The organism is Streptomyces sp. Y1 (assembly GCF_041053115.1).
Classification (GTDB): Bacteria; Actinomycetota; Actinomycetes; order Streptomycetales; family Streptomycetaceae; genus Kitasatospora; species Kitasatospora rubellomurina.
Map to the genome: position 1 here is coordinate 237,182 of NZ_CP163445.1, position 18,329 is coordinate 255,510.

An 18,329-nucleotide genomic window follows, 5' to 3' on the forward strand; every position below is an offset into this window, starting at 1 on the left:
GGGAAGGGGGCGGGCCGCGCGGAACGGCCCCGGCTACGCCGGGCGGCCGGGCGGGACGAGGCCGGACTGGTAGGCGATGGCGACGAGTTGGGCGCGGTCGCGGGCGTCGAGCTTGGCCATCGCCCGGTGCACGTGGGTGCGCACGGTGAACGGGCTGACGAACATCCGCTCCGCGATCTCCTCGTTGGTGAGCCCGGTGGCGGCCATCGCCATCACCTCGCGCTCGCGGGCGGTGAGGACGGCGAGCCGTTCGGCGGGCTCGGCGGCGGCCGGGTCGGGCCGGGCGAGGAGCTGGTCGATGACCGCGCGGGTGGCGGCGGGCGAGAGCAGCTTGTCCCCGGCCGCGACGGTGCGCACGGCGGCGAGCAGTTCCTTCGGGTCGGCGCCCTTGCCGAGGAAGCCGCCGGCGCCCGCGCGCAGCGCCTGGGCCACGTACTCGTCGATCTCGAAGGTGGTGAGGATGAGCACCCGGGTGCCGGACAGCTCCTCGTCGCCGCAGATGGCGGCGGTGGCGCCGAGGCCGTCCGCACCGGGCATCCGGATGTCCATCAGGACGACGTCGGGCCGGGTGGCGCGGGCGAGCTCGACCGCCTCGCGGCCGTCCGCGGCCTCGCCGACGACCTCCATGTCGTCCTCGGCGTCGATCAGCACCCGGAAGGCGCCGCGCAGCAGGGCCTGGTCGTCGGCGAGCAGTACGCGGATGGTCATGCGGCGTGGTCCTTCTCGTGCGGGGCGGTGCGGGCGTCGCGGCTGCCGGTGCGCAGCGGCAGTTCGGCGGTGACCAGGAAGCCGCCGTCCGGCCGGTGGTCGGCGCTGAGCCGGCCGCCGACCGCGCCGGCCCGTTCGCGCATGCCGATCAGGCCGAAGCCGCTCTCGCCCGGGGCCGGCGGGGGCAGCGGGACGGGCCGGCGGGCGGGGCCGGGACGGCCGTTGGCGACGCTGAGCGCGACCCGGCTGCCGCTGTAGGCGAGGGTGATCTCGGCGTCGGCGCCGCGGGCGTGCTTGGCGACGTTGGTCAGCGACTCCTGGACGATCCGGAAGGCGGTCAGGTCGACGCCCGGGGACAGCGGCCGGGCCTCCCCCTCGACGGTGAGCCGCACGGGCAGGCCGGCCCGCTCGAAGCTGTTGATCAGTTCGGGCAGCCGGTCGAGGCCGGGGGCGGGTTCGAGCGGGGCGCGCTCCTCGGCGCGGCGCAGCAGGCCGACGGTGGCGCGCAGCTCCTGGAGGGCGGAGCCGGTGGCGTCGGTGATGTGGCTGAGCACCTCGCGGGCCTGGGCGGGGTGGCTGTCCATGAGGTGGACGGCGATGCCGGCCTGGGCGTTGGCGAGGGCGATGTGGTGGGCGACGACGTCGTGCAGGTCGCGGGCGATCCGGATGCGTTCGTCGGCGACGCGGCGGCGGGCCTCCTCCTCGCGGGTGCGCTCGGCGCGCTCGGCGCGTTCCTCGATGGCGGCGAGGTGGGCGCGGCGGTTGCGGATGGAGTCGCCGAGGGCGCCGGGCAGCAGGGCCCAGGCGAGGACGCCGAGCCGTTCGCCGATCGGGCCGCCGGGGCCGAACAGCAGCGTGATCCCGGTGAGCAGGACGGCGGTGGCGATGGAGGCGCGCAGGGCGGTGACGCGGTCGGTGCGGACGGCGAGGGAGTAGAGCGCGAGCAGCAGCGGGGTGGCCAGCATCGGGGTGAGCCGGGGGCTGGTCAGGGCGAGGGCCATGGTGCAGAGCAGGGTGACGGCGACGACGGCGCGCGGGTGGCGGCGGTGGGCGAACACGGCGAGGGCGGAGAGCAGGGCGATCGCCGCGGTGGCCGGGTCGGGCAGGGTGTAGTGGCCCTGGGTCTGGTCGACGGTGGCGCCGAGCGCGGTGAACACGAGCAGGACCGCTCCGCCGGCGGTGTCGAGCAGCCGGGGGTGGCCGCGGCGCAGGCGCTGCCAGGTGTCGCTCATGGTCGGGGTCTCCGGGTCGTGGTCTCCGGGCCGTGGCGCCCCCGGGGAGGGGCGGCGCACCGGTCGGGGGCCGTCCGGGTGGGACGGCCCCCTCCAGCAACGGTAACGGTCCGCGCTCGAACGTCCCTCCGAGCCGGCCGTGGCCCGGGCCCTGTCCGGCAGGATCGGCCGGACGGGGCCCGGGTGCGTCAGACGGTGACGGGCTCCCGGACCGGTTCCGGTTCGGGGGCGGCCGTGTGCAGCTTGCTGCCCTCGACGTCCACGTCCGGGAGCGCCCGGTCGAGCCAGCGCGGCAGCCACCAGGCGCGGCGGCCGAGCAGGGCGAGCACCGCCGGGACGATCGTCATCCGGACCACGAAGGCGTCGAAGGCGACGGCCGCGGCGAGGCCCAGGCCCATCATCTTGATCATCGGCTCGCTCATGCCGATGAAGCCCGCGAAGACGGCGATCATGATGAAGGCGGCGGCGGTGACCACCCGGGCGTTGTGCCGGAAGCCGGTGACGATCGCCTCGCCCGGGCTCTCGCCGTGCACGAAGCCCTCGCGGATCCGGGTGACCAGGAACACCTCGTAGTCCATGGCCAGGCCGAAGACCACGCCGATCATGAAGATCGGCATCATGCTCATCACCGGGCCGGTCTGCTGCACGCCGATCAGGTCGGCCAGCCAGCCCCACTGGAAGACGGCCACGACGGCGCCGAGCGCGGCGGCCACCGAGAGCAGGAAGCCGAGCGCCGCCTTCAGCGGGACGAGGACGGAGCGGAACACCAGCAGCAGCAGGAGGACGGCCAGGCCGACGACCACGCCGAGGTAGGGCAGCAGCGCGTCGCTGAGCTTCTGCGAGACGTCGATGTTCATCGCCGTCGTGCCGCTGACCAGGACGGTCGCGCCGGTGGCGGTCTTCAGGCCGGCCGCGTGGCCGCGGATGGTGTGCACCAGGTCCTTGGTCGCGGCGTCGCTCGGGCCGGTCGCCGGGATCGCGTTGACCAGGGCGGTGTCCCCCGCCTTGTTGAACATCGGCGGCGTCACCGTGACCACGCCGGGCAGGCCGGAGACGGTCTTGGCGACCTCGCTCGCGGCGGCCTTCGGGTCGGGCGCGCCCTTGGCGTCGACCAGGACGGTCAGCGGGCCGTTGAAGCCGGGGCCGAAGCCGTCCGACAGCAGGTCGTAGGCGCGGCGCTGGGTGGTGGAGGTGGGCTTGGCCTCGTCGCCGGGCAGGCCGAGGTTCAGGTCCAGGGCCGGGGCGGCGAGCACGCCGAGCGCGATCACGCCGCCGAGCAGCACCGCGAGCGGGCGGCGCAGCACGAACCGGGCCCAGCGGGCGCCGCCGTTGTCCCCGGTCGGGCGCGCGGCGCCCTCGGCGGCCTTGCGGACCTTGCGGGGCAGCACCCGGCGGCCGATGAAGCCGAGCAGCGCGGGCACCAGGGTCAGCGCGACCAGGACGGCGATCACCACGGTGCCGGCGGCGGCCATGCCCATCTTGGCGAGCATCGGGATGCCGACCACGGAGAGCCCGGCGAGGGCGATCACCACGGTGAGGCCGGCGAACACCACCGCCGAGCCCGCGGTGCCGACCGCCCGGCCGGCGGCCTCCAGCGGCTCGCGGCCCTCGGCCAGTTCGGCGCGGTAGCGGGACACGATGAACACCGCGTAGTCGATGCCGACCGCGAGGCCGAGCATCATCGCGAGCGTGCCGGTGGTACTGGACAGGCCGAGGGTGCTGCCGAGCGCGGTGATCAGCGACATGCCGAGGCCGACGCCGACCACGGCGGTGAGCAGCGGCAGGCCGGCGGCGACCAGCGAACCGAAGGTGATCACCAGGACGACGGCGGACAGCGCCATGCCGATCGCCTCGCTGCTGCCGCCCGCCTCGGGCTTGGCCATCAGCGCGGTGCCGCCGACCTCGACCTTCAGCCCGGCGTCCCGGCCGTGCTGGGCGGCCTGCTCCAGGGCGGCGGTGGCGCCGTCGGACAGCTTGCCGGCCTTCACGGAGTAGCTGACCGTCGCGTACGCGGTGGTGCCGTCCTTGGACACGGCGTGCGCCTGGAACGGGTCGACCGCGCCGGTGACCTGCTCGGCGTGCGCGAGCTCGGCGACGGTGCGCTGCACGGCCTGCTGGTTGGGCGCGGCGGTGATCTTCTGGCCGTCCGGCGCGACGAACACCAGGCGCGCCGAGGCGCCGTCCGCGTGGCCGCCCGGGAAGCGCTCGTTCATCAGGTCGAAGGCCTGCTGCGCCTCGGTGCCGGGCATCGCGAACCCGTCGTCGGGGGCGGCTGGCGCCTTGGCCGCGAGCACTCCGCAGACGGCCAGCACGGCGACCCACAGCAGGGTCACCAGCTTGCGCCGGGCGAAGGCCCATCGGCCCAGGCGGTACAGGAACGTGGCCACGGGGTGCGGCCTCCTTCGGGTTCGGTGCACGGTCTCGAAAACGCGCCGCGAGCGGCCCGGCGCCGGTCCCGGCGCGGTCCGCCCGCAGCATGTCCCATCCTTCGCCGCCGCCCCCGCCCGCGTCGTCGTCCCTGCGCAGGCCGTTTCCGTACCGCCGCCGTACTGCGGACGCAGTAGGCGACCGGTACCCACGGAGGAGGGGAGGCCCGCGTCACCCGTGCGGGGGAGACGACGGGCCGGGCCCGGTCGGGCGAAGTAGCGTGATGTGACTGTGGCCCGACCGTCCGACGGACGGTTCGGTACGACCTGACCCCGATCGGTGCTGACCCCAGCCCGCCGCCGGAGGTGTCCCATGGGCGTTCCAGCCGCCCGCATCGTGTTCGACGAGAACGACCGCGCGGCCGTCGCCGAGGCGGTGACGGAGATGCTCACCACCGGCGCCCTCACCCTCGGCCCGTGGACCGAGCGGTTCGAGCAGGCCTTCGCCGCCGAGCACGGCGCCTCGCACGCCGTCGCGGTCAGCAGCGGCACGGCCGCGCTGGAGGTGATCCTGCGCACCGTCGACGTCCGCGGCCGCGACGTCGTCCTGCCCGCCGTCACCTTCTACGCGAGCGCCGGCGCCGTCCTGCACGCCGGCGGGCGGCCGGTGTTCGCCGACGTCGACCCGGCGACCCTGGCGCTCTCCCCCGAGACCCTGGAGGCGGCGCTCACCCCGGACACCGCCGCCGTCGTCCTGGTCCACATCGGCGGGCTGATCACCCCGCGGGTCGCGGAGCTGCGCGCGCTGTGCGACCGGCACGGCATCCCGCTGGTCGAGGACGCCGCGCACGCCCACGGCAGCAGCCTCGGCGGGCGCTGCGCCGGGACCTTCGGGCTGGCCGGGGCGTTCTCGTTCTACCCGACCAAGGTCACCACCAGCGGCGAGGGCGGCATGATCCTCACCGAGTCGCCGGAGCTGCGCGACGAGGCCCGGATCTACCGCGACCAGGGCAAGGGCTCGTTCACCACCAACCACCACGTGCTGCTCGGCCACGCCTGGCGGATGAGCGAGCTGCACGCGGCCACCGGCGCCGTGCACCTGCGCCGGCTCAAGGAGTTCATCGAGACCCGCCGGGCCGTCGCCCGCCGCTACGACGAGGCGCTGGCCGGCCTCGACGGCCTGGAGCCGGTCCGCGAGCCGGCCGGTGCCCGCAGCAACTACTACAAGTACGTGGCGCTGCTGCCGCCCGGCACCGACCGGGCCGCGTTCAAGCGGGCCGTCGCCGAGGAGCACGGCGTCCGGCTGTCCGGCGAGGTGTACGACCTGCCGCTGCACCTGCAGCCCGTCCTCGCCCCCTACCGGCGCGGGCCGCTGCCGGTGGCCGAGGACGTCTGCGCCCGACAGGTCTGCCTGCCGGTGCACTCCGACATGACGGAGGACGAGACCGAGCAGGTGATCGCGGCCGTCTCGGCGGTGCACCGGCGGACGGCCGGCTAGCCGGCGCGCTCGGGCAGGGCGCTCGGGCGGGAAACGAACCGGCGGGAACGAACCGGCGGGGAACGAAGGGAGCAGGACCGTGCGGATAGCCGTCACCGGGGGTTGCGGGTTCATCGGCTCACACGTCGTGGACCACCTGATCGCGGCCGGGCACGAGGTGCTGGCCGTGGACACCACCGACAAGTACCTCAACCCCGACGCCGAGCACGCCCGGATCGACGTCCTCGACCTGCCGGCCCTCACCGCCGCGCTGGCCGGCAGCGAGGTGGTCTACCACCTCGCCGCGATGGCCGACGTCGAACAGGTCACCGCCGACCCGGTGGGCGCCGTGCGCGCCAACATCGACGGCACCGAGGCCGTCCTGGAGGCCGCCCGGCGCAGCGGCCTCAGCCGCACCGTCCTGGCCAGCACCGTCTGGGTCTACGGCGCCGCCCTGGCCGACTCCCAACTCGACGGCGAAGAGCAGGAGTTGGACGAGCACGCACCGATCGCGCTGGAACGCAGCGGCCACCTGTACGTGGCCACCAAGCTCGCCGCCGAGATGCTGGTGCACAGCTACCGCGAGCTGTACGGGCAGCACTTCACCATCCTGCGCTTCGGCATCCCGTACGGACCGCGGATGCGCGACGAGCTGGTCGTCGCCCGGTTCGTCCAGGCCGCGCTGGCCGGGCGGCCGATCACCATCGCCGGCGACGGCCGGCAGAGCCGCAACTTCGTCTACGTCGAGGACCTCGCCGACGCGCACGTACGGGCCCTGTCCCCCGCCGCCGAGGACCAGACCTTCGCCCTGGAGGGCTCCACGGCCGTCTCGGTGCGCGGCATCGCCGACACCGTCGACGACCTGCTCGGGCCCGTCACCATCGAGCACGTGCCCGGCCGCAAGGCCGACTACGCGAGCCGGCGGATCTCCTCCGCCCAGGCGAAGCGGCTGCTCGGCTGGTCGCCGCGGACCAACTTCGCGGAGGGCGTGCGGCGTTACGCCGACTGGTACCGGGCCGACCAGGCCGCCCGGGCCCTCGGCGACTGATCCGGGGGCCCGCGCGGTGCCGCACGCCCTGCTGGTCTCCGGCTCGCTCGGCCAGGGCCACGACGTGATGGCGCAGGCCTGCGCGGACACCCTGCGCGACCGCGGCTGGACCACCGACACCGTCGACGCGATGGCCCTGCTCGGGCAGCGCTCCGGCGCCGCCGGGGAGGCCGTCTTCCGGCGGCTGCTCGACCTGCCCGGCGTGTACGACGCCTTCCACTTCTCGGCGCTGCGCCCCGGCGCCCGGATCGCGCTGCTCGCCGACGCCGCCGCCCGGGCCCGACTCGTGCCGGCGCTGCGGGAGTTGGTGGCGGCGCGGCGGCCGCAGCTGGTCGTGTCGGTGTTCGCCACCGCGACCTCCGCGGTCAACGCGCTCGCCCGGGACGGCTTCCGGCACGTCGTGTTCTGCACGGACGTGACGCCGCACCGGCTGTGGGTGCAGGAGGGCACCGACCTGTTCCTCGTCACCTCCGAGGTCGCCGCCTGCGCCGTCCGCCGCTACCGGCCGGAGGCCGCCGTCGCCGTCCTGCCCGCGCCGCTGCGCGCGCCGTTCTACCGTCCGCCCGAACGGGCCGCGGCCCGGGCCGAGTTCGGGGTGCCGGCGGACGCCCGGTGCGTCCTGCTGATGTCCGGCGCCTGGGGGCTCGGGCCGCTCGCCCGCACCGCCGCCGCGCTCGCGGCCGCCGGGCCGCACGTACTCGCCGTCGCCGGGCGCAACCGGGAGCTCGAACGGCGGCTGCGGGCCGCCGCGCGGTGTGAGCCGCGGCTGCTGCCGTTCGGCTACACCGACCGGGTGCCCGCGCTGATGGCGGCCGCCGACCTGGTGGTCACCAGCTCCGGGGACACCTGCAGCGAGGCCCGCGCCCTGGGGCGGCGGCTGCTGCTGCTCGACGTCGTCCAGGGGCACGGGCGGGACAACCTGCAGCACGAGCTGGAGCTCGGCCACGCGGACGTGGCCTCCGCCCGCCCGGCCGAGGTGGTCCGCAACGCCCTCGCCGCCCTCGGCCGGCCCGGGCCGGCCCCCTCCCCCGGCGCCACGCCGGACGCCTGGCGGACGGGGTTCGGGGCGGCGCTGGGGCGGTTGGGGCTGGGGTAGCCGGGGCCGGGGCGGCGCCGGGGGTCGGTCGCCGGGGGTCGGTCAGTGCAGGCCGAGGGTGTTGGCGCAGGTCAGGGTGCCGCTGACGGTGCCGGTGGCGCCCTTGTCGTCCGTGACGGGCAGGCCGGTGAGCTTGGCGGCGTTGCCGGTGCGGCTCGCGTGCTCGCCGACCGGCGCCTTGCCCTTCCAGGTGGTGATGCGGTTGCCGTCCTTGGTGGTCAGCAGCAGTTCGGCCTGGCCGTCCTTGAACGCCAGCGCGGTGACCACGACGGTGTCGCCCCTGGGGACCGGGCTGATCGTCAGCCAGCCGGTCGGTTTGGCCTCGCCGACGCAGTTGACCAGGCGGTACGCGTAGCTGCCGCTGCCTCCCGATCCGGTCAGGGTCAGGGAGCTGTCGCCGCTCGCCGCCCCGGGGGCGGGCACGGCGGCGGGGTCCCCGGAGGGCGTCGCCGGGGCCGTGGTCGCGTCGGCGCCGGTGGGGGCGGCGGCGGGCGACCCGGCGGCGGGCGGGGTCGGGGCGGCGGAAGTCGGGGCGGCGGCCGGGGACTTGGAGTCGGAGCTGCCGCAGCCGGCCGCGACGAGGGCGGCGAGGCCGGCGGCCGCGACGGCGAGGAGTCCGCGGCTGCGGCCGGCGGTGTGGTTCACGTGGATGTCCCCCGATTCGTCCCCGGGCCCGGCCGGGCCCCCGGTGTGCGCTGTCCGCCCTGACGACGCGTCGGCCGCACCGGGCGGTTCCCGAACGGCTCGTCGGATCAGGGGAGTTCGGGCCGGGTCAGCACGCGGTCGGCGGGCTCGCCGGTGGCCCGGGCGTACGCCAGCCGTTCCCGCACCTCGCGCACCGTCCGGGGGCGCCAACCCGGGCCGCCGCAGCAGGTCTTGTGGAACCCGATGCCCGCGTTCAGCAGCACGGACAGGGTCCGCCAGGCGGCGGTGTCGCGGCGGCGGGGCGCGGCGAAGGCCGAGCCCGCGTGGAACAGCGGACGGGCGCAGCGCGGGCAGAACCGTTCGCGCCACGAGTCGTGGGGCTGCTTGTAGGAGGCCCGGCAGGGCAGGCAGACGTAGGAGGTCTTCGCGTGGGCCATGGGAGCGGAGCCTACGGGCCGTCCGGTGCGGGTGCCAGCCGCTTTCGGAGCGGGACGGCGTGGTCGCGCAGCGGGCCGAGGGCGAGGCCGCGGGAGCGGCAGTGGGCGGCGATCGCGGGGAGCGCGGCCAGGGCGGCGCGCCAGGAACCGGGGGCGGAGGTGCAGTCGGAGTCGTGCAGGAGCAGGGTGGCGCCGCCGGTGAGGCCGGGGCGGGCGGTGGCGTAGACGGTGGCGCCGGTGGCCTCGGCCGTCCAGTCCCGGCCCCAGGCCGTCCACAGCACGCTGCGCAGGCCGAGGCGGTGGGCGGCGAGCGCCGGGCCGGCGGTCAGCACGCCGTACGGCGGGCGGTACCAGAGCGGCCGGGCGCCGCAGAGTTCGGTGACGGCGTCCCGGGTGCGGCGCAGTTCGCGCAGGTCGCGGGCCGGGGCGGGGTACCACTGCTGCCGGTGGTGCCAGCCGTGGACGGCCACTTCGTGGCCGCGCCGGACGAGTTCGCGGCCGAGCCCGGGGGCGCGGTCGAGCATCGCGCCGAGCAGGAAGAAGGTGGCGCGGGCGTCGAGTTCGTCGAGCGCGTCGAGGATGTACGGGGTGCTGCGCGGGTCGGGGCCGTCGTCGAAGGTGAGCGCGAGGTGGCCCGGGTCCGTGCCGTGGCCGGCGGTGCGGCGGGCCAGGGTGCGGCGCAGCGGCGGCAGGCGGACGGCGGCCGGGGCGAGGTGTAGGAGCTCGACGGCGGCCGCGGTGAGGGCGAGGGCCTTGACGGGTGCGTCCATGCGCGGGGCGGCTCGGGGCGGCGCGGGGCGGCTCATCCGAAGCGGGAGGCCATGCGGCGGAACACGCCGGGGGCGGCGCCGTGGACGCGGGCCGGGAAGCCGAGCCAGTGCGGCACGTAGAGGCGGTCGCGTTCGGTGGTGATGCCGGCGACGACGGCCTCCGCGACCCGGTCGGCGGACACCGGCCGCGGGCGGTCCCGCTGGTAGGGGGTGCCGCGCCGGTCGAAGAAGGGGGTGTCGACGGCGCCGGGCAGCACGAGCCGCACACCGACGCCGGTGCCGCGCAGCTCGTACCAGAGGCTCTCGGCGAACATCGCGAGGCCGCCCTTGGTCGCCGCGTAGCCGGACTCGTCGCGCACGCCGACCTGGCCGGCGATCGAGCCGAGCAGCACGATCCGGCCGTGGCGGCGTTCCAGCATGCCGGGCAGCAGCAGGCGGACCAGGCGCAGCGGGGCGGCGAAGTTGACCTCGATCAGCCGGTCCAGGGTGTCGGACGGGGTCTGCGCGTACGGGCCGCGCCAGCCGAGGCCGGCGCTGGCGACCAGGGCGTCGACCCGGCCGGCCTCGGCGAGGGCGGCTTCGGCCAGGCGGCGGGGTCCGTCCGGTTTGCCGAGGTCCTCGGGGAGGGCGCGGCCGCCGGTGCGGTCCGCGAGGTCGTCCAGGCGGGTGCGGTCGGTGCCGGAGAGGAGGGTGAGCCAGCCGGCGTCGGCCAGCCGGGTGGCGGTGGCGAGGCCGATGCCGGAGGAGGCGCCGGTGATCAGCGCGACGGGGCGGGCGGGGGGCGGCTCGGCCGGGCGGTCGGCGTGTGCCGACCGGGGGGATCCGGGTTGGGCTTCCTCCGCCATCACGCACCTGCCGCTCCGTGGACGGCCTCGCGGGGCCGTCCTGCCGTCCGCTGCGCCGTCCGTTTTGTCCGGCAAGTCACCTTCGCACGGCGCGGCCGTCCGGGCTACCGGGGCGGGGCGGCGGGTGCGGCCGCCCCGGTGCCGGGCCGGGCGTCGGCGAGTTCGGCGGATTCGCCCTCCAACTCGCCGAAGCGGGACAGCACGAAGGTGCCGCCCACCGCGACCGCGAAGCCCAGCAGGGCGCACCAGGCGTAGCCGGGGCGCGCGGCGTCGCCGAGCGCCGTCACGCCGACCAGCGCCGGGCCGAAGGTCTCGGTGACCGTCCCGGCGGCCGTCGCCGCCGTCACGGTGCCGCGCTGCAGGGCGAGGGCGTAGGCGAGGTAGCCGCCGAGGCCCCCGGCCACCAGCGCGTACGCGGCCGGGTCGGTCAGCACGGCGGCGAGGCCGGAGGCGTCCAGCACCCGTACGGCCAGGCTGGTGATCCCGAAGCCCACGCCCGCCATCAGGCCCAGCCCGGCCGCCGCCACGGTGCCGTCCCGGCGGACCAGCACGAGGGTGGCGAGCAGCATCACGGCCGTCGTGCCCAGCAGCGCCCAGTGGAACGCGGGCGGGGCGTACTCCCGGCCCTCCCGGCCGGAGCCGAGCGCGAGCAGCGTCAGGCCCAGCACGACGGCGACGATGCCGGCGAGGTCGCCGCGCCGCAGCCGGGCGCCGAGCATCCAGACGGCGGCGAGCGCGGTGACCGCCAGGCTCGCGTTGGTGACGGCCTGCACGAGGAACAGCGGCAGGGAGCGCAGCGCGACGATGCTCAGCACGAAGCCGAGGATGTCCAGCAGGGTGCCGAGCACGAACTGCCAGGAGCGGACCAGCGCGGCCAGCAGCCCGGCCCGCACCCGGTCCGCCCGGGGCGCCGAGCGGGCCCCGCGCGCCTGGAAGACCGCCCCGAAGCCGAAGCAGACGGTCGCGACCAGCGCGGTGGTGAGTCCCAGTAGCATGCCTCTCCCAGCCTCGCGGGGCAGCATCGATCCCTCACCAGTCTGATCCCGCCGGGGCGGGGGCGCACGGGTGGACGGGAGGGGCGGGAGCCCTAACCGAGGGCGGTGGCGAGCAGGGTTGCGGTGCGGGCCAGCAGGGGTTCGTCCTTGGGGGCCGCCGGGTCGGGCTTGGTGGAGAGGACGGCGAGGACGATCGGGGTGCCGTCCGGGGTCCAGGTGATGCCGACGTCGTTGGTGGTGCCGTGCTGCCCGGTGCCGGTCTTGTCGGCGAGGCGCCAGTCGGCGGGCAGGCCTTCGCGGAAGCGGTGGGTGCTGGTGGTGTTGGCGAGCAGCCAGTCGGTGAGGCGGCGGCGCTGGGCGGGCGGGAGGGCGTGGCCGAGGACGAGCCGGCGGTACGTGCGGGCGATGGCGTGCGGGGTGGTGATGTCGGTGGTGCGGTCGGGTTCGGCCGTGTTGAGGTCCGGTTCCCAGCGGTCGAGCCGGGTGACGCGGTCGCCGATCGAGCGGCAGAACCGGGTGACGGCGGTGGGGCCGCCGAGTTCGCGCAGCAGCAGGTTGCCCGCGGTGTTGTCGCTCTGGTCGATGGCGGCGGCGCAGAGTTCGCCGACGGTCATGCCGTTGGCGAGGTTCTTCGACTCGCCGGTGACGGGGGCGCCGCCGGAGTTCTTGACGTCGTCGACGGTGTAGTGGATGCGGCGGGCGAGGAACTCGCCGTCGTGGTCGAGGTCGCGCAGGACGGCGGCGACCGCGAGGGTCTTGAACACCGAGCAGATCGGGAAGGTCTCGTCGGCGCGGTGGCGGACGGTGCGGCCGGTGCGCAGGTTGCGGGCGTAGACGCCGAGTCGGCCGCCGTGCTGCTGTTCCAGCTCGGCCAGGCGCCGGCCGACGTCGTTCGTGGCGGCCTGGGCCGCCCCGCCGCCGGCGAGGGTCGTGGTGAGGGCCACGGCCGCCGCGGCGCCGAGGGTCAGGGCGGCGCGGCGGGTGCGCGGGGTGTCCGGAAGGTTCTGGTCCATGCGGGAGGAGACGCGTCGCACCGTCCGATGGTTCGTCACCGGACGGTCAGAGTGCCATCGCCACTCCCGCGTACTGGGCGGCGTCGGCCGCGGTGACCGGGGGGTCGGCCGGGGCCGGCCGCCATGCGGGGGTGGGGACGACGCCGGGCTCGAGCAGGGTCCAGCCGTCGAAGAAGCGGGTGAACTCGGCGCGGCTGCGGGCCTGCACGGCGGTGCCGGCGGCGGCGTAGACGCGGACCACCCGGTCGACGTCCTCGGGGGTGAACTCGGGGGTGACGTGGCTGATCACGAGCGCGCTGCCGGGGGCGAGGGCGGACTTGAAGTGCTCGACGATCCCGTACGCGCCGCTGGCGTCGGGGACGAAGTGCAGCAGGGCGATCAGGGAGAGCGCGACGGGGCGGTCCAGGTCGATGGTGTCGCGCAGTCCGGGGGCGTCGAGCAGCCGCCCGGGGTCGGTGACGTCCGCCTCGACGTAGGCCGTGCGGCCTTCGGGGGCGCCGGTGAGCAGGGCCTGGGCGTGCGAGAGGACGATCGGGTCGTTGTCGGCGTAGACGACGCGGGCGCGCGGGTCGACGCCCTGGGCGATCTCGTGCAGGTTGGGCGAGGTGGGGATGCCGGTGCCGATGTCGAGGAACTGGTCGATGCCGGCGTGGGCGAGGGCGCGGGTGGCCCGGTGCATGAAGGCGCGGTTGGCGCGGGCGGCGGCGCGCACCCAGGGGGCGACGGCGAGGGCGTGGCCGGCGGCTTCACGGTCGGCCGCGAAGTTGGTGCAGCCGCCGAGGTAGTAGTCGTACATCCGGGCCGAGTGCGGCACGTTCAGCCGCAGGTCGACCCCGTCGTAGCGGTTCATCCCGCTTTCCCCTCGCCTCTCGCGCACGGACGACCGGATGGCTGCCCACGGTATCGTCCCGGCAATCGGCCCCGACCCCTCACGTCAAGAAGTACGACGAGATGACCATCTGTATTCGGTGCGCGCCCTGGAGTGACGAAGCGGAAGCCGTGAGGATGGGCCGGGACGGCCCGACCTCGGGCGACCCGGTGGGCGGCGGCAGGCCGCGGAAGGCAGGCGCGATGACGATCGACAGGAGTGTCGGCACGAGTGCCGCGCTGCGGCCGGACCTCACCTACGCCGCGTTCTGCGAGACACACGAACCGGCTTGGCACGCCCTGGCGTTGACCAGGACGGGCAATCGGGCGGACGCGGCGCTGGTGGTCGGGGCGGTCAAGGGCGACCTGTCCCGGTGCTGGCCGCAGGTGCTGCGCTTCGAGGAACCGGCCGCGTACGCCTGGCGGTTGGCGAACCGGCACATCGCCGACTGGGTGTCCGGCGAGGAGCCGGTCGCGGTGGAGGCGGTCACCTTCGCGGCGGTGATCGGCGCGTTCAAGCAGGTGGCGAACGGGCTGCTGCACAGCGAGGCCGACGAGGTGCGGCTGTACGCGGCGATCCTGGAACTGCCGGACCGGCAACGGGACGTGGTGGTCCTGCGCTACCTGCTGGGGCTGCACGTCAAGGTCATCGGAGCCTACCTCGGCCGACCGGTGGCCACCGTGCACTCCAATCTGCGGCACGCCCGGGAGCGACTGGCCCGCCGGCTCGGCGTGCGCGAACTGCCGGACCGGGCGGGCGACTTGTGAACCACGACGGGACGGGTGCCGGGCGCGCGGCGATCCGGGTGCCCCGGCCGGAGCGGCCGCACGCCGAGCGGATCGCCGCCCTGCGCCAGGCGCGGCTGACCGCCGCGCCCGCGCACCTGCCGTCCGAGCACGAGCAGGCGGCGTTCGAACTCGGCCTGGTCGTCGCCCTGGTGCTCGGCGCGCCGGAGGCCTCGCGCGGGCTCGACCTGCTGGTCAACGCCCGCCGGATCCAGCCGGAGGGGGCGGAGGTGTTCGGCGCGCTGCTGCACGCCACCGGGCGGGTGGAGAGCGCCGAGTTCTGGTGGCGCTTCGCCGCCGGATCCGGCAGCGGGACGGCCGCGTACTGCCTGCACCTGCACCACCTGACGCTGGGCGAGACGGACGACGCCGACTACTGGCGGGCCTGGTCGGACCAGCTGGCGGCCACCGAACGCCCGCCGGGGCCGGGGCCGTTGCGGATGAACCGGCCGCTGCTGCCGGACGAGGTGCGGCGCGACATCCTCTCCCGGGTGCACCACGGGCTGGCGCCGCAGCTGCCGGCGGCCCTGGTCGCGGTGATCGACCGGCTGCCGGGGCAGGGCGGGGGCGAGGACGAGGTGCCGAGCCCGTGGGGGCTCACCTCGGGGGCGGCCTCGGCGTTCGCGGCGGATCCGGCGCGCGAGCGGGCCCGTGGGCTCGGGGAGGCCGGGGACCCGTGCGGGTGAGCGGTTCCGCCGCCGCCCGCGGCCACCCGTTCAGGTGAGTGCGGACAGTCGGGCGACGATCTCCTGGTCCCGTCCGCTGCCGGCCCGGACCAGCTCGCCGCCCGGGGCCGGGTGCCGGACGACGTAGTGGTGCGGGGCCATCGCGGTGTCGCGGCCGGGTAGCGCGGCCACCACGGCCCGGTGGGCGGCGGCGGGGTCGAGCGCCGGGTCGGCGCTCACCAGCTCGGCCACCAACCTCCCTTCGTCCAGTCGCAGTTGATGCGGCCCGAGGGTGGCGTCCAGCAGGCCCCGGACGGCCGCCAGATCGACCCAGGAGCCATCGACGAGCCGCCAGTCGCGACCGCGCGCGCAGGGCGGCGGGCCGAGCACGCCGGGCAGGCCGGCCGGCACCACCGGGCCCTCGGCGGCGGCCGCGAGGACGGCGAGCAGGGCACGCGCGAAGCCCTCGGTCTCCGCCGGATCGAGCACCTGCGGGCAGGTGACCAGCACGAACTCCAGGCTGCCGGCGATCCGCAGGATGGTGAACATCAACCGCGCCGGCAGCGTCGGAGCGGGCAGCGGGGTCAGTTCCGGGTCACCGGCCGGGGCCGGCCGGGCGTCGATCACGGCGGCCGGGACGGTCAGGCTCAGATCGTTGACCACCACCTGGCGCGGGAACCGGGTGCCGCGCAGATGAGCCGCGTCCTCCACCAGCTGCCAGACCAGTTCGGCGTCCAGGGTGCTGTGCCAGTAGGCGCCCAGCGAGGCGGACTTGGTGCGGGCGATCAGCTCGTCGAGGTCGTCGACACCGGCGTCGAGCAGGATCAGGGCGTCCTGCGCGAGGGTGCCGACGTGGTCGACCAGCGCGGCCCGCTGGCGGTTGGCGGACAGTGCGGAGATCACCAGCTCGCCGCGCCCGGCCCGGTGGGCGACCAGGGCGGCGAAGACGGCCAGCAGGACGACGGACGGGCTCGCGGAGGTGCGCCGGCAGACCGCTGCGAGGTGGCCCGCGGCAGCGGTCGACCGGACCAGGAGGGCGCCGTGGTCGCCCGGCGGACCGACGATCCGGGCGTCGGCGAAGACGGACTGCGGGGCGGTGGTCAGCACCCGCGCCCAGTGCCGCAGGGAGTTCGCCGCCCGGCGGCGGCCCTGGGTGCTCTGCTCGGCGGCGGCGACCTCCAGCGGCGTCGGGGCGGTGACGGGCGGGAGCTCCTGCCCGGCGGCGAGCGCGTGCCAGTCCCGGATCAGCACGGCGGTGGCGGCGCCGTCCGCCCCCGCGTGGCAGACCACGGCGACCAGGCGGAGCAGCCGGTCGCGGTCGGCGAGCAGGGTGAAGCGGATCCTCGGGGGCGCGGCCAGGTCGAACGGGACGGCGAGGTCGGCTCGGCCCGACTCCTCGGCGAGCGCGTCGAGTTCGGCGTCGGACCGACCGCCGGCCTCGACCACGGTGACGGTGAGGGCACCGGTCGGGTGGACCACTTGGGCGGCCGGGAAGCCGTCCGGGCCGGGGCCGGGCGGGAAGGCCGTCCGCAGCGAGTCGTGCCGCTCGACGAGCCGGCGCAGCGCGGCGAGGCCGGCGCCGAGCGAGGTGCCGTCCGGGACGGGCCAGACGGAGTCCTTGTTGCTCTGCTCGGGGGCTTCGCCGCGGATGCAGCGGATCATGTTGTCCTGGCCGCGGGTGAGCGGGCCGCTGTCGCGGGTGGGCGGGCCGCTGTGGCGGGTGGGCGGGCCGCCGTCGCGGGTGGGCGAGCCGCCGTCGCTCTCGGCGGCGAACGGGACGGAGATCTGCCGGCGGGCCGGCCGGACATCGTGCGGGGTCACGTCGTACCCGTCTTTCGCTCGCCGGGAGGGGATCGACCCGGATGCGATCGGGACGCTACCAGCGAGCTCGCGAACTGGTCCAGACCAAAGTGGAGGAGAATCAACCGGATTGCCACACACGTGAGTTGACATGGACGGGCCGATCGCCGAGCGCCGCCACGGCGGCCCGGAACGGACCGGGGGCGGGCACGTCGCGGACCAGGACCGGCCCCGCTCCGAGCCGGCCCGGATCGCCCACCGCGAGCGGCGACGGGCCGAGCACGGACACCCCGAAGGACTGCGCCAGCCGTCCGCCGTACGCCTTCACGACGGCCTCGCGCCGGCACCAGAGCGCGGTGAAGCGCGCCGAGCGCTCGGCGGGCTCGGGCGCCTCGGCGACGAAGCGCGCCTCCTCGAACGGGAACCAGCGCGCGGCCATCCGCTCGGCCACGGCGGCCTCGCGCAGCCCCTCGACGTCCACCCCGACCTCCCGCCCCTCGGCCAGGGCCAGCACCGCGAGCGGGCCGGACGCCGACCAGCTGACCCGCAGCCGGCCGGCCCCGGCCGGCTCCGGCTTGCCGTTCGGCCCGAGCCGCCAGACCACCTCGGCCGGGCGCACGCCGAGCCGGGCGGCCACCAACTGCCGCACGGCACCGCGCAGCACGGTGAAGCGGGAGCGCGACTCCCGGCCCGCGCGGGCCGTGCGGGCCCGCTCGTCGGCGTCCAGCAGCTGCCCCAACGCCTCCACGACCGGGGCGGGTTGGTCGGTGTCGATGAAGGAGAGCGTGACGTCGGTCATGGCAGCATCAAAGCACTCACCACCCCGAGCCGGCGGTCGTACCCGGCGGCCAGCACGGGCCGCTGCCGCGGCACCTGCTCGGCCAGCAGCGCCCACAGGCCGGTGAAGGGCTGGGCCGGCGGCCGCTCGCCGCCGAGGCCGGCGTCCAGCAGCACCGCCGCCCCGGGCCCCAGCTCCTCGGCCCAGCCCCGGACGGTCCGCGCCGGGTCGTCGACGCCGCGGGCCTGGCGGACCTCCAGCCCGCCCGCCGGGTCGTGCTCGCAGACCAGCACCACCACGGCGTGCCGCTCGGGCAGCGGAACGGGCTCGGGCGGCTCGTGGTGCAGCGCGGTCTGCTCGGCGAGCACGACCACCGCCCGCCGGCAGCTGCCGGTGGCGTGGTGGGCGGCGGCCAGCCGCAGGGCGGTGAAGGCCGCCGCGGTGCCCTGGTCGCAGATCGCGAAGGCGAGCGGCGAGCCCGGGACGGCGCGGCCGAGCGCGAGCGAGGACGGCGCGCCGGGGCGGACGTCCGGGGTGTCGAAGGCGAGGATCAGCAGGTCCACCGGTTCGCCGTCGGCCAGTGCCTCGCGCAGCGGTCCGGCGGCCAGTTCCTCGTAGGAGTGGCCGGCGCCCTCGCCGAGCAGGTCCTCGCGCAGCGGCAGGCCGTACGGGCGGACCAGGTCGGAGACGAAGACCCGCAGGTCCGGGTCGAGCGAGGCCGGCGAGCGGCCGTCGAAGCGGCGGGCCAGCGCCCGGGTGATCCGCAGCCCGGGCCGGTGCGCGCTCGCGGCGGCGGGCACC

At 76.2% G+C, this 18,329-nt stretch carries 18 protein-coding genes; 5 read left to right on the forward strand and 13 right to left on the reverse strand.

Going from position 1 to position 18,329, the window contains the following annotated elements:
• Positions 1 to 33 precede the first annotated feature (33 nt).
• The 3 genes from AB2U05_RS00865 to AB2U05_RS00875 all read right to left on the reverse strand — a co-directional run bounded on the left by AB2U05_RS00865 (position 34) and on the right by AB2U05_RS00875 (position 4,327).
• Positions 34 to 708, reverse strand: coding sequence for a response regulator transcription factor (locus AB2U05_RS00865; RefSeq protein ID WP_045699627.1), 675 nt, complete (start codon positions 706 to 708; stop codon positions 34 to 36).
• Positions 705 to 1,940 (reverse strand): sensor histidine kinase, encoded by a 1,236-nt coding sequence (locus AB2U05_RS00870; protein ID WP_045699625.1) that lies wholly within the window; start codon positions 1,938 to 1,940, stop codon positions 705 to 707. Before AB2U05_RS00870 ends, AB2U05_RS00865 begins: the two co-directional genes overlap by 4 nt.
• Positions 1,941 to 2,128: 188 nt before the next feature.
• Positions 2,129 to 4,327: an MMPL family transporter gene (locus tag AB2U05_RS00875; protein WP_045699623.1), complete on the reverse strand. Its 2,199-nt coding sequence runs from the start codon at positions 4,325 to 4,327 to the stop codon at positions 2,129 to 2,131.
• A 352-nt stretch (positions 4,328 to 4,679) separates the two neighbouring features.
• Here AB2U05_RS00875 and AB2U05_RS00880 point away from each other — a divergent pair, with 352 nt between their 5' ends.
• The 3 genes from AB2U05_RS00880 to AB2U05_RS00890 all read left to right on the forward strand — a co-directional run bounded on the left by AB2U05_RS00880 (position 4,680) and on the right by AB2U05_RS00890 (position 7,927).
• Complete coding sequence (locus AB2U05_RS00880; protein WP_369182097.1) at positions 4,680 to 5,804, forward strand: DegT/DnrJ/EryC1/StrS family aminotransferase; 1,125 nt, start codon at positions 4,680 to 4,682, stop codon at positions 5,802 to 5,804.
• A 79-nt stretch (positions 5,805 to 5,883) separates the two neighbouring features.
• Positions 5,884 to 6,831 (forward strand): NAD(P)-dependent oxidoreductase, encoded by a 948-nt coding sequence (locus AB2U05_RS00885; RefSeq protein WP_045699618.1) that lies wholly within the window; start codon positions 5,884 to 5,886, stop codon positions 6,829 to 6,831.
• Positions 6,832 to 6,847: 16 nt separating this feature from the next.
• The gene (locus AB2U05_RS00890; protein ID WP_045699616.1) at positions 6,848 to 7,927 is read left to right on the forward strand and encodes a glycosyl hydrolase; all 1,080 of its coding nucleotides are present in this window, start codon (positions 6,848 to 6,850) and stop codon (positions 7,925 to 7,927) included.
• A gap of 42 nt (positions 7,928 to 7,969) precedes the next feature.
• On the opposite strand, the gene AB2U05_RS00895 is transcribed toward AB2U05_RS00890, so the two are convergent.
• From AB2U05_RS00895 to AB2U05_RS00925, 7 genes are all read right to left on the reverse strand, one after another.
• Positions 7,970 to 8,572: a hypothetical protein gene (locus AB2U05_RS00895; protein WP_369182098.1), complete on the reverse strand. Its 603-nt coding sequence runs from the start codon at positions 8,570 to 8,572 to the stop codon at positions 7,970 to 7,972.
• A 107-nt stretch (positions 8,573 to 8,679) separates the two neighbouring features.
• Positions 8,680 to 9,009, reverse strand: coding sequence for a deoxyxylulose-5-phosphate synthase (locus AB2U05_RS00900; RefSeq protein WP_369182099.1), 330 nt, complete (start codon positions 9,007 to 9,009; stop codon positions 8,680 to 8,682).
• An 11-nt stretch (positions 9,010 to 9,020) separates the two neighbouring features.
• Positions 9,021 to 9,779 (reverse strand): polysaccharide deacetylase family protein, encoded by a 759-nt coding sequence (locus AB2U05_RS00905; protein ID WP_369182100.1) that lies wholly within the window; start codon positions 9,777 to 9,779, stop codon positions 9,021 to 9,023.
• A gap of 32 nt (positions 9,780 to 9,811) precedes the next feature.
• Positions 9,812 to 10,624 (reverse strand): SDR family oxidoreductase, encoded by an 813-nt coding sequence (locus AB2U05_RS00910; protein ID WP_045699609.1) that lies wholly within the window; start codon positions 10,622 to 10,624, stop codon positions 9,812 to 9,814.
• Positions 10,625 to 10,728: 104 nt separating this feature from the next.
• Positions 10,729 to 11,619: a hypothetical protein gene (locus AB2U05_RS00915; RefSeq protein ID WP_045699607.1), complete on the reverse strand. Its 891-nt coding sequence runs from the start codon at positions 11,617 to 11,619 to the stop codon at positions 10,729 to 10,731.
• A 92-nt stretch (positions 11,620 to 11,711) separates the two neighbouring features.
• The gene (gene bla / locus AB2U05_RS00920) at positions 11,712 to 12,632 is read right to left on the reverse strand and encodes a class A beta-lactamase (RefSeq protein WP_369182101.1); all 921 of its coding nucleotides are present in this window, start codon (positions 12,630 to 12,632) and stop codon (positions 11,712 to 11,714) included.
• 46 nt (positions 12,633 to 12,678) lie between these two features.
• Entirely contained in the window at positions 12,679 to 13,482 is an 804-nt protein-coding gene (locus AB2U05_RS00925; RefSeq protein ID WP_369182102.1) for an SAM-dependent methyltransferase, read from the reverse strand.
• Between the two features lie 221 nt (positions 13,483 to 13,703).
• Between AB2U05_RS00925 and AB2U05_RS00930 the strand changes: the two genes are divergently transcribed.
• Positions 13,704 to 14,267 (forward strand): RNA polymerase sigma factor, encoded by a 564-nt coding sequence (locus AB2U05_RS00930; RefSeq protein ID WP_157882237.1) that lies wholly within the window; start codon positions 13,704 to 13,706, stop codon positions 14,265 to 14,267.
• Positions 14,264 to 14,971: a hypothetical protein gene (locus AB2U05_RS00935; RefSeq protein WP_369182103.1), complete on the forward strand. Its 708-nt coding sequence runs from the start codon at positions 14,264 to 14,266 to the stop codon at positions 14,969 to 14,971. The genes AB2U05_RS00930 and AB2U05_RS00935 overlap by 4 nt, the downstream gene beginning before the upstream one ends.
• 30 nt (positions 14,972 to 15,001) lie before the next feature.
• Here AB2U05_RS00935 and AB2U05_RS00940 read toward each other — a convergent pair whose 3' ends face one another.
• From AB2U05_RS00940 to AB2U05_RS00950, 3 genes are all read right to left on the reverse strand, one after another.
• Positions 15,002 to 16,771 (reverse strand): condensation domain-containing protein, encoded by a 1,770-nt coding sequence (locus AB2U05_RS00940; protein ID WP_369182104.1) that lies wholly within the window; start codon positions 16,769 to 16,771, stop codon positions 15,002 to 15,004.
• A gap of 100 nt (positions 16,772 to 16,871) precedes the next feature.
• Positions 16,872 to 17,549, reverse strand: coding sequence for a 4'-phosphopantetheinyl transferase superfamily protein (locus AB2U05_RS00945; RefSeq protein ID WP_369182105.1), 678 nt, complete (start codon positions 17,547 to 17,549; stop codon positions 16,872 to 16,874).
• Positions 17,546 to 18,328 carry a hypothetical protein gene (locus tag AB2U05_RS00950; RefSeq protein WP_369182106.1) on the reverse strand — a complete coding sequence of 261 codons (783 nt, stop codon included), beginning with the start codon at positions 18,326 to 18,328 and terminating at the stop codon, positions 17,546 to 17,548. The genes AB2U05_RS00945 and AB2U05_RS00950 overlap by 4 nt, the downstream gene beginning before the upstream one ends.
• Position 18,329 lies beyond the last annotated feature (1 nt).

Bases quoted from the DNA above. Each gene is read 5' to 3' on its own strand.
- AB2U05_RS00880 (WP_369182097.1), top strand. From the start codon at position 4,680: ATGGGCGTTCCAGCCGCCCGCATCGTGTTCGACGAGAACGACCGCGCG.
- AB2U05_RS00865 (WP_045699627.1), bottom strand. From the start codon at position 708: ATGACCATCCGCGTACTGCTCGCCGACGACCAGGCCCTGCTGCGCGGC.
- AB2U05_RS00945 (WP_369182105.1), bottom strand. From the start codon at position 17,549: ATGACCGACGTCACGCTCTCCTTCATCGACACCGACCAACCCGCCCCG.
- AB2U05_RS00930 (WP_157882237.1), top strand. From the start codon at position 13,704: ATGACGATCGACAGGAGTGTCGGCACGAGTGCCGCGCTGCGGCCGGAC.
- AB2U05_RS00900 (WP_369182099.1), bottom strand. From the start codon at position 9,009: ATGGCCCACGCGAAGACCTCCTACGTCTGCCTGCCCTGCCGGGCCTCC.
- AB2U05_RS00870 (WP_045699625.1), bottom strand. From the start codon at position 1,940: ATGAGCGACACCTGGCAGCGCCTGCGCCGCGGCCACCCCCGGCTGCTC.
- AB2U05_RS00915 (WP_045699607.1), bottom strand. From the start codon at position 11,619: ATGCTACTGGGACTCACCACCGCGCTGGTCGCGACCGTCTGCTTCGGC.
- AB2U05_RS00905 (WP_369182100.1), bottom strand. From the start codon at position 9,779: ATGGACGCACCCGTCAAGGCCCTCGCCCTCACCGCGGCCGCCGTCGAG.
- AB2U05_RS00925 (WP_369182102.1), bottom strand. From the start codon at position 13,482: ATGAACCGCTACGACGGGGTCGACCTGCGGCTGAACGTGCCGCACTCG.
- AB2U05_RS00910 (WP_045699609.1), bottom strand. From the start codon at position 10,624: ATGGCGGAGGAAGCCCAACCCGGATCCCCCCGGTCGGCACACGCCGAC.
- bla (WP_369182101.1), bottom strand. From the start codon at position 12,632: ATGGACCAGAACCTTCCGGACACCCCGCGCACCCGCCGCGCCGCCCTG.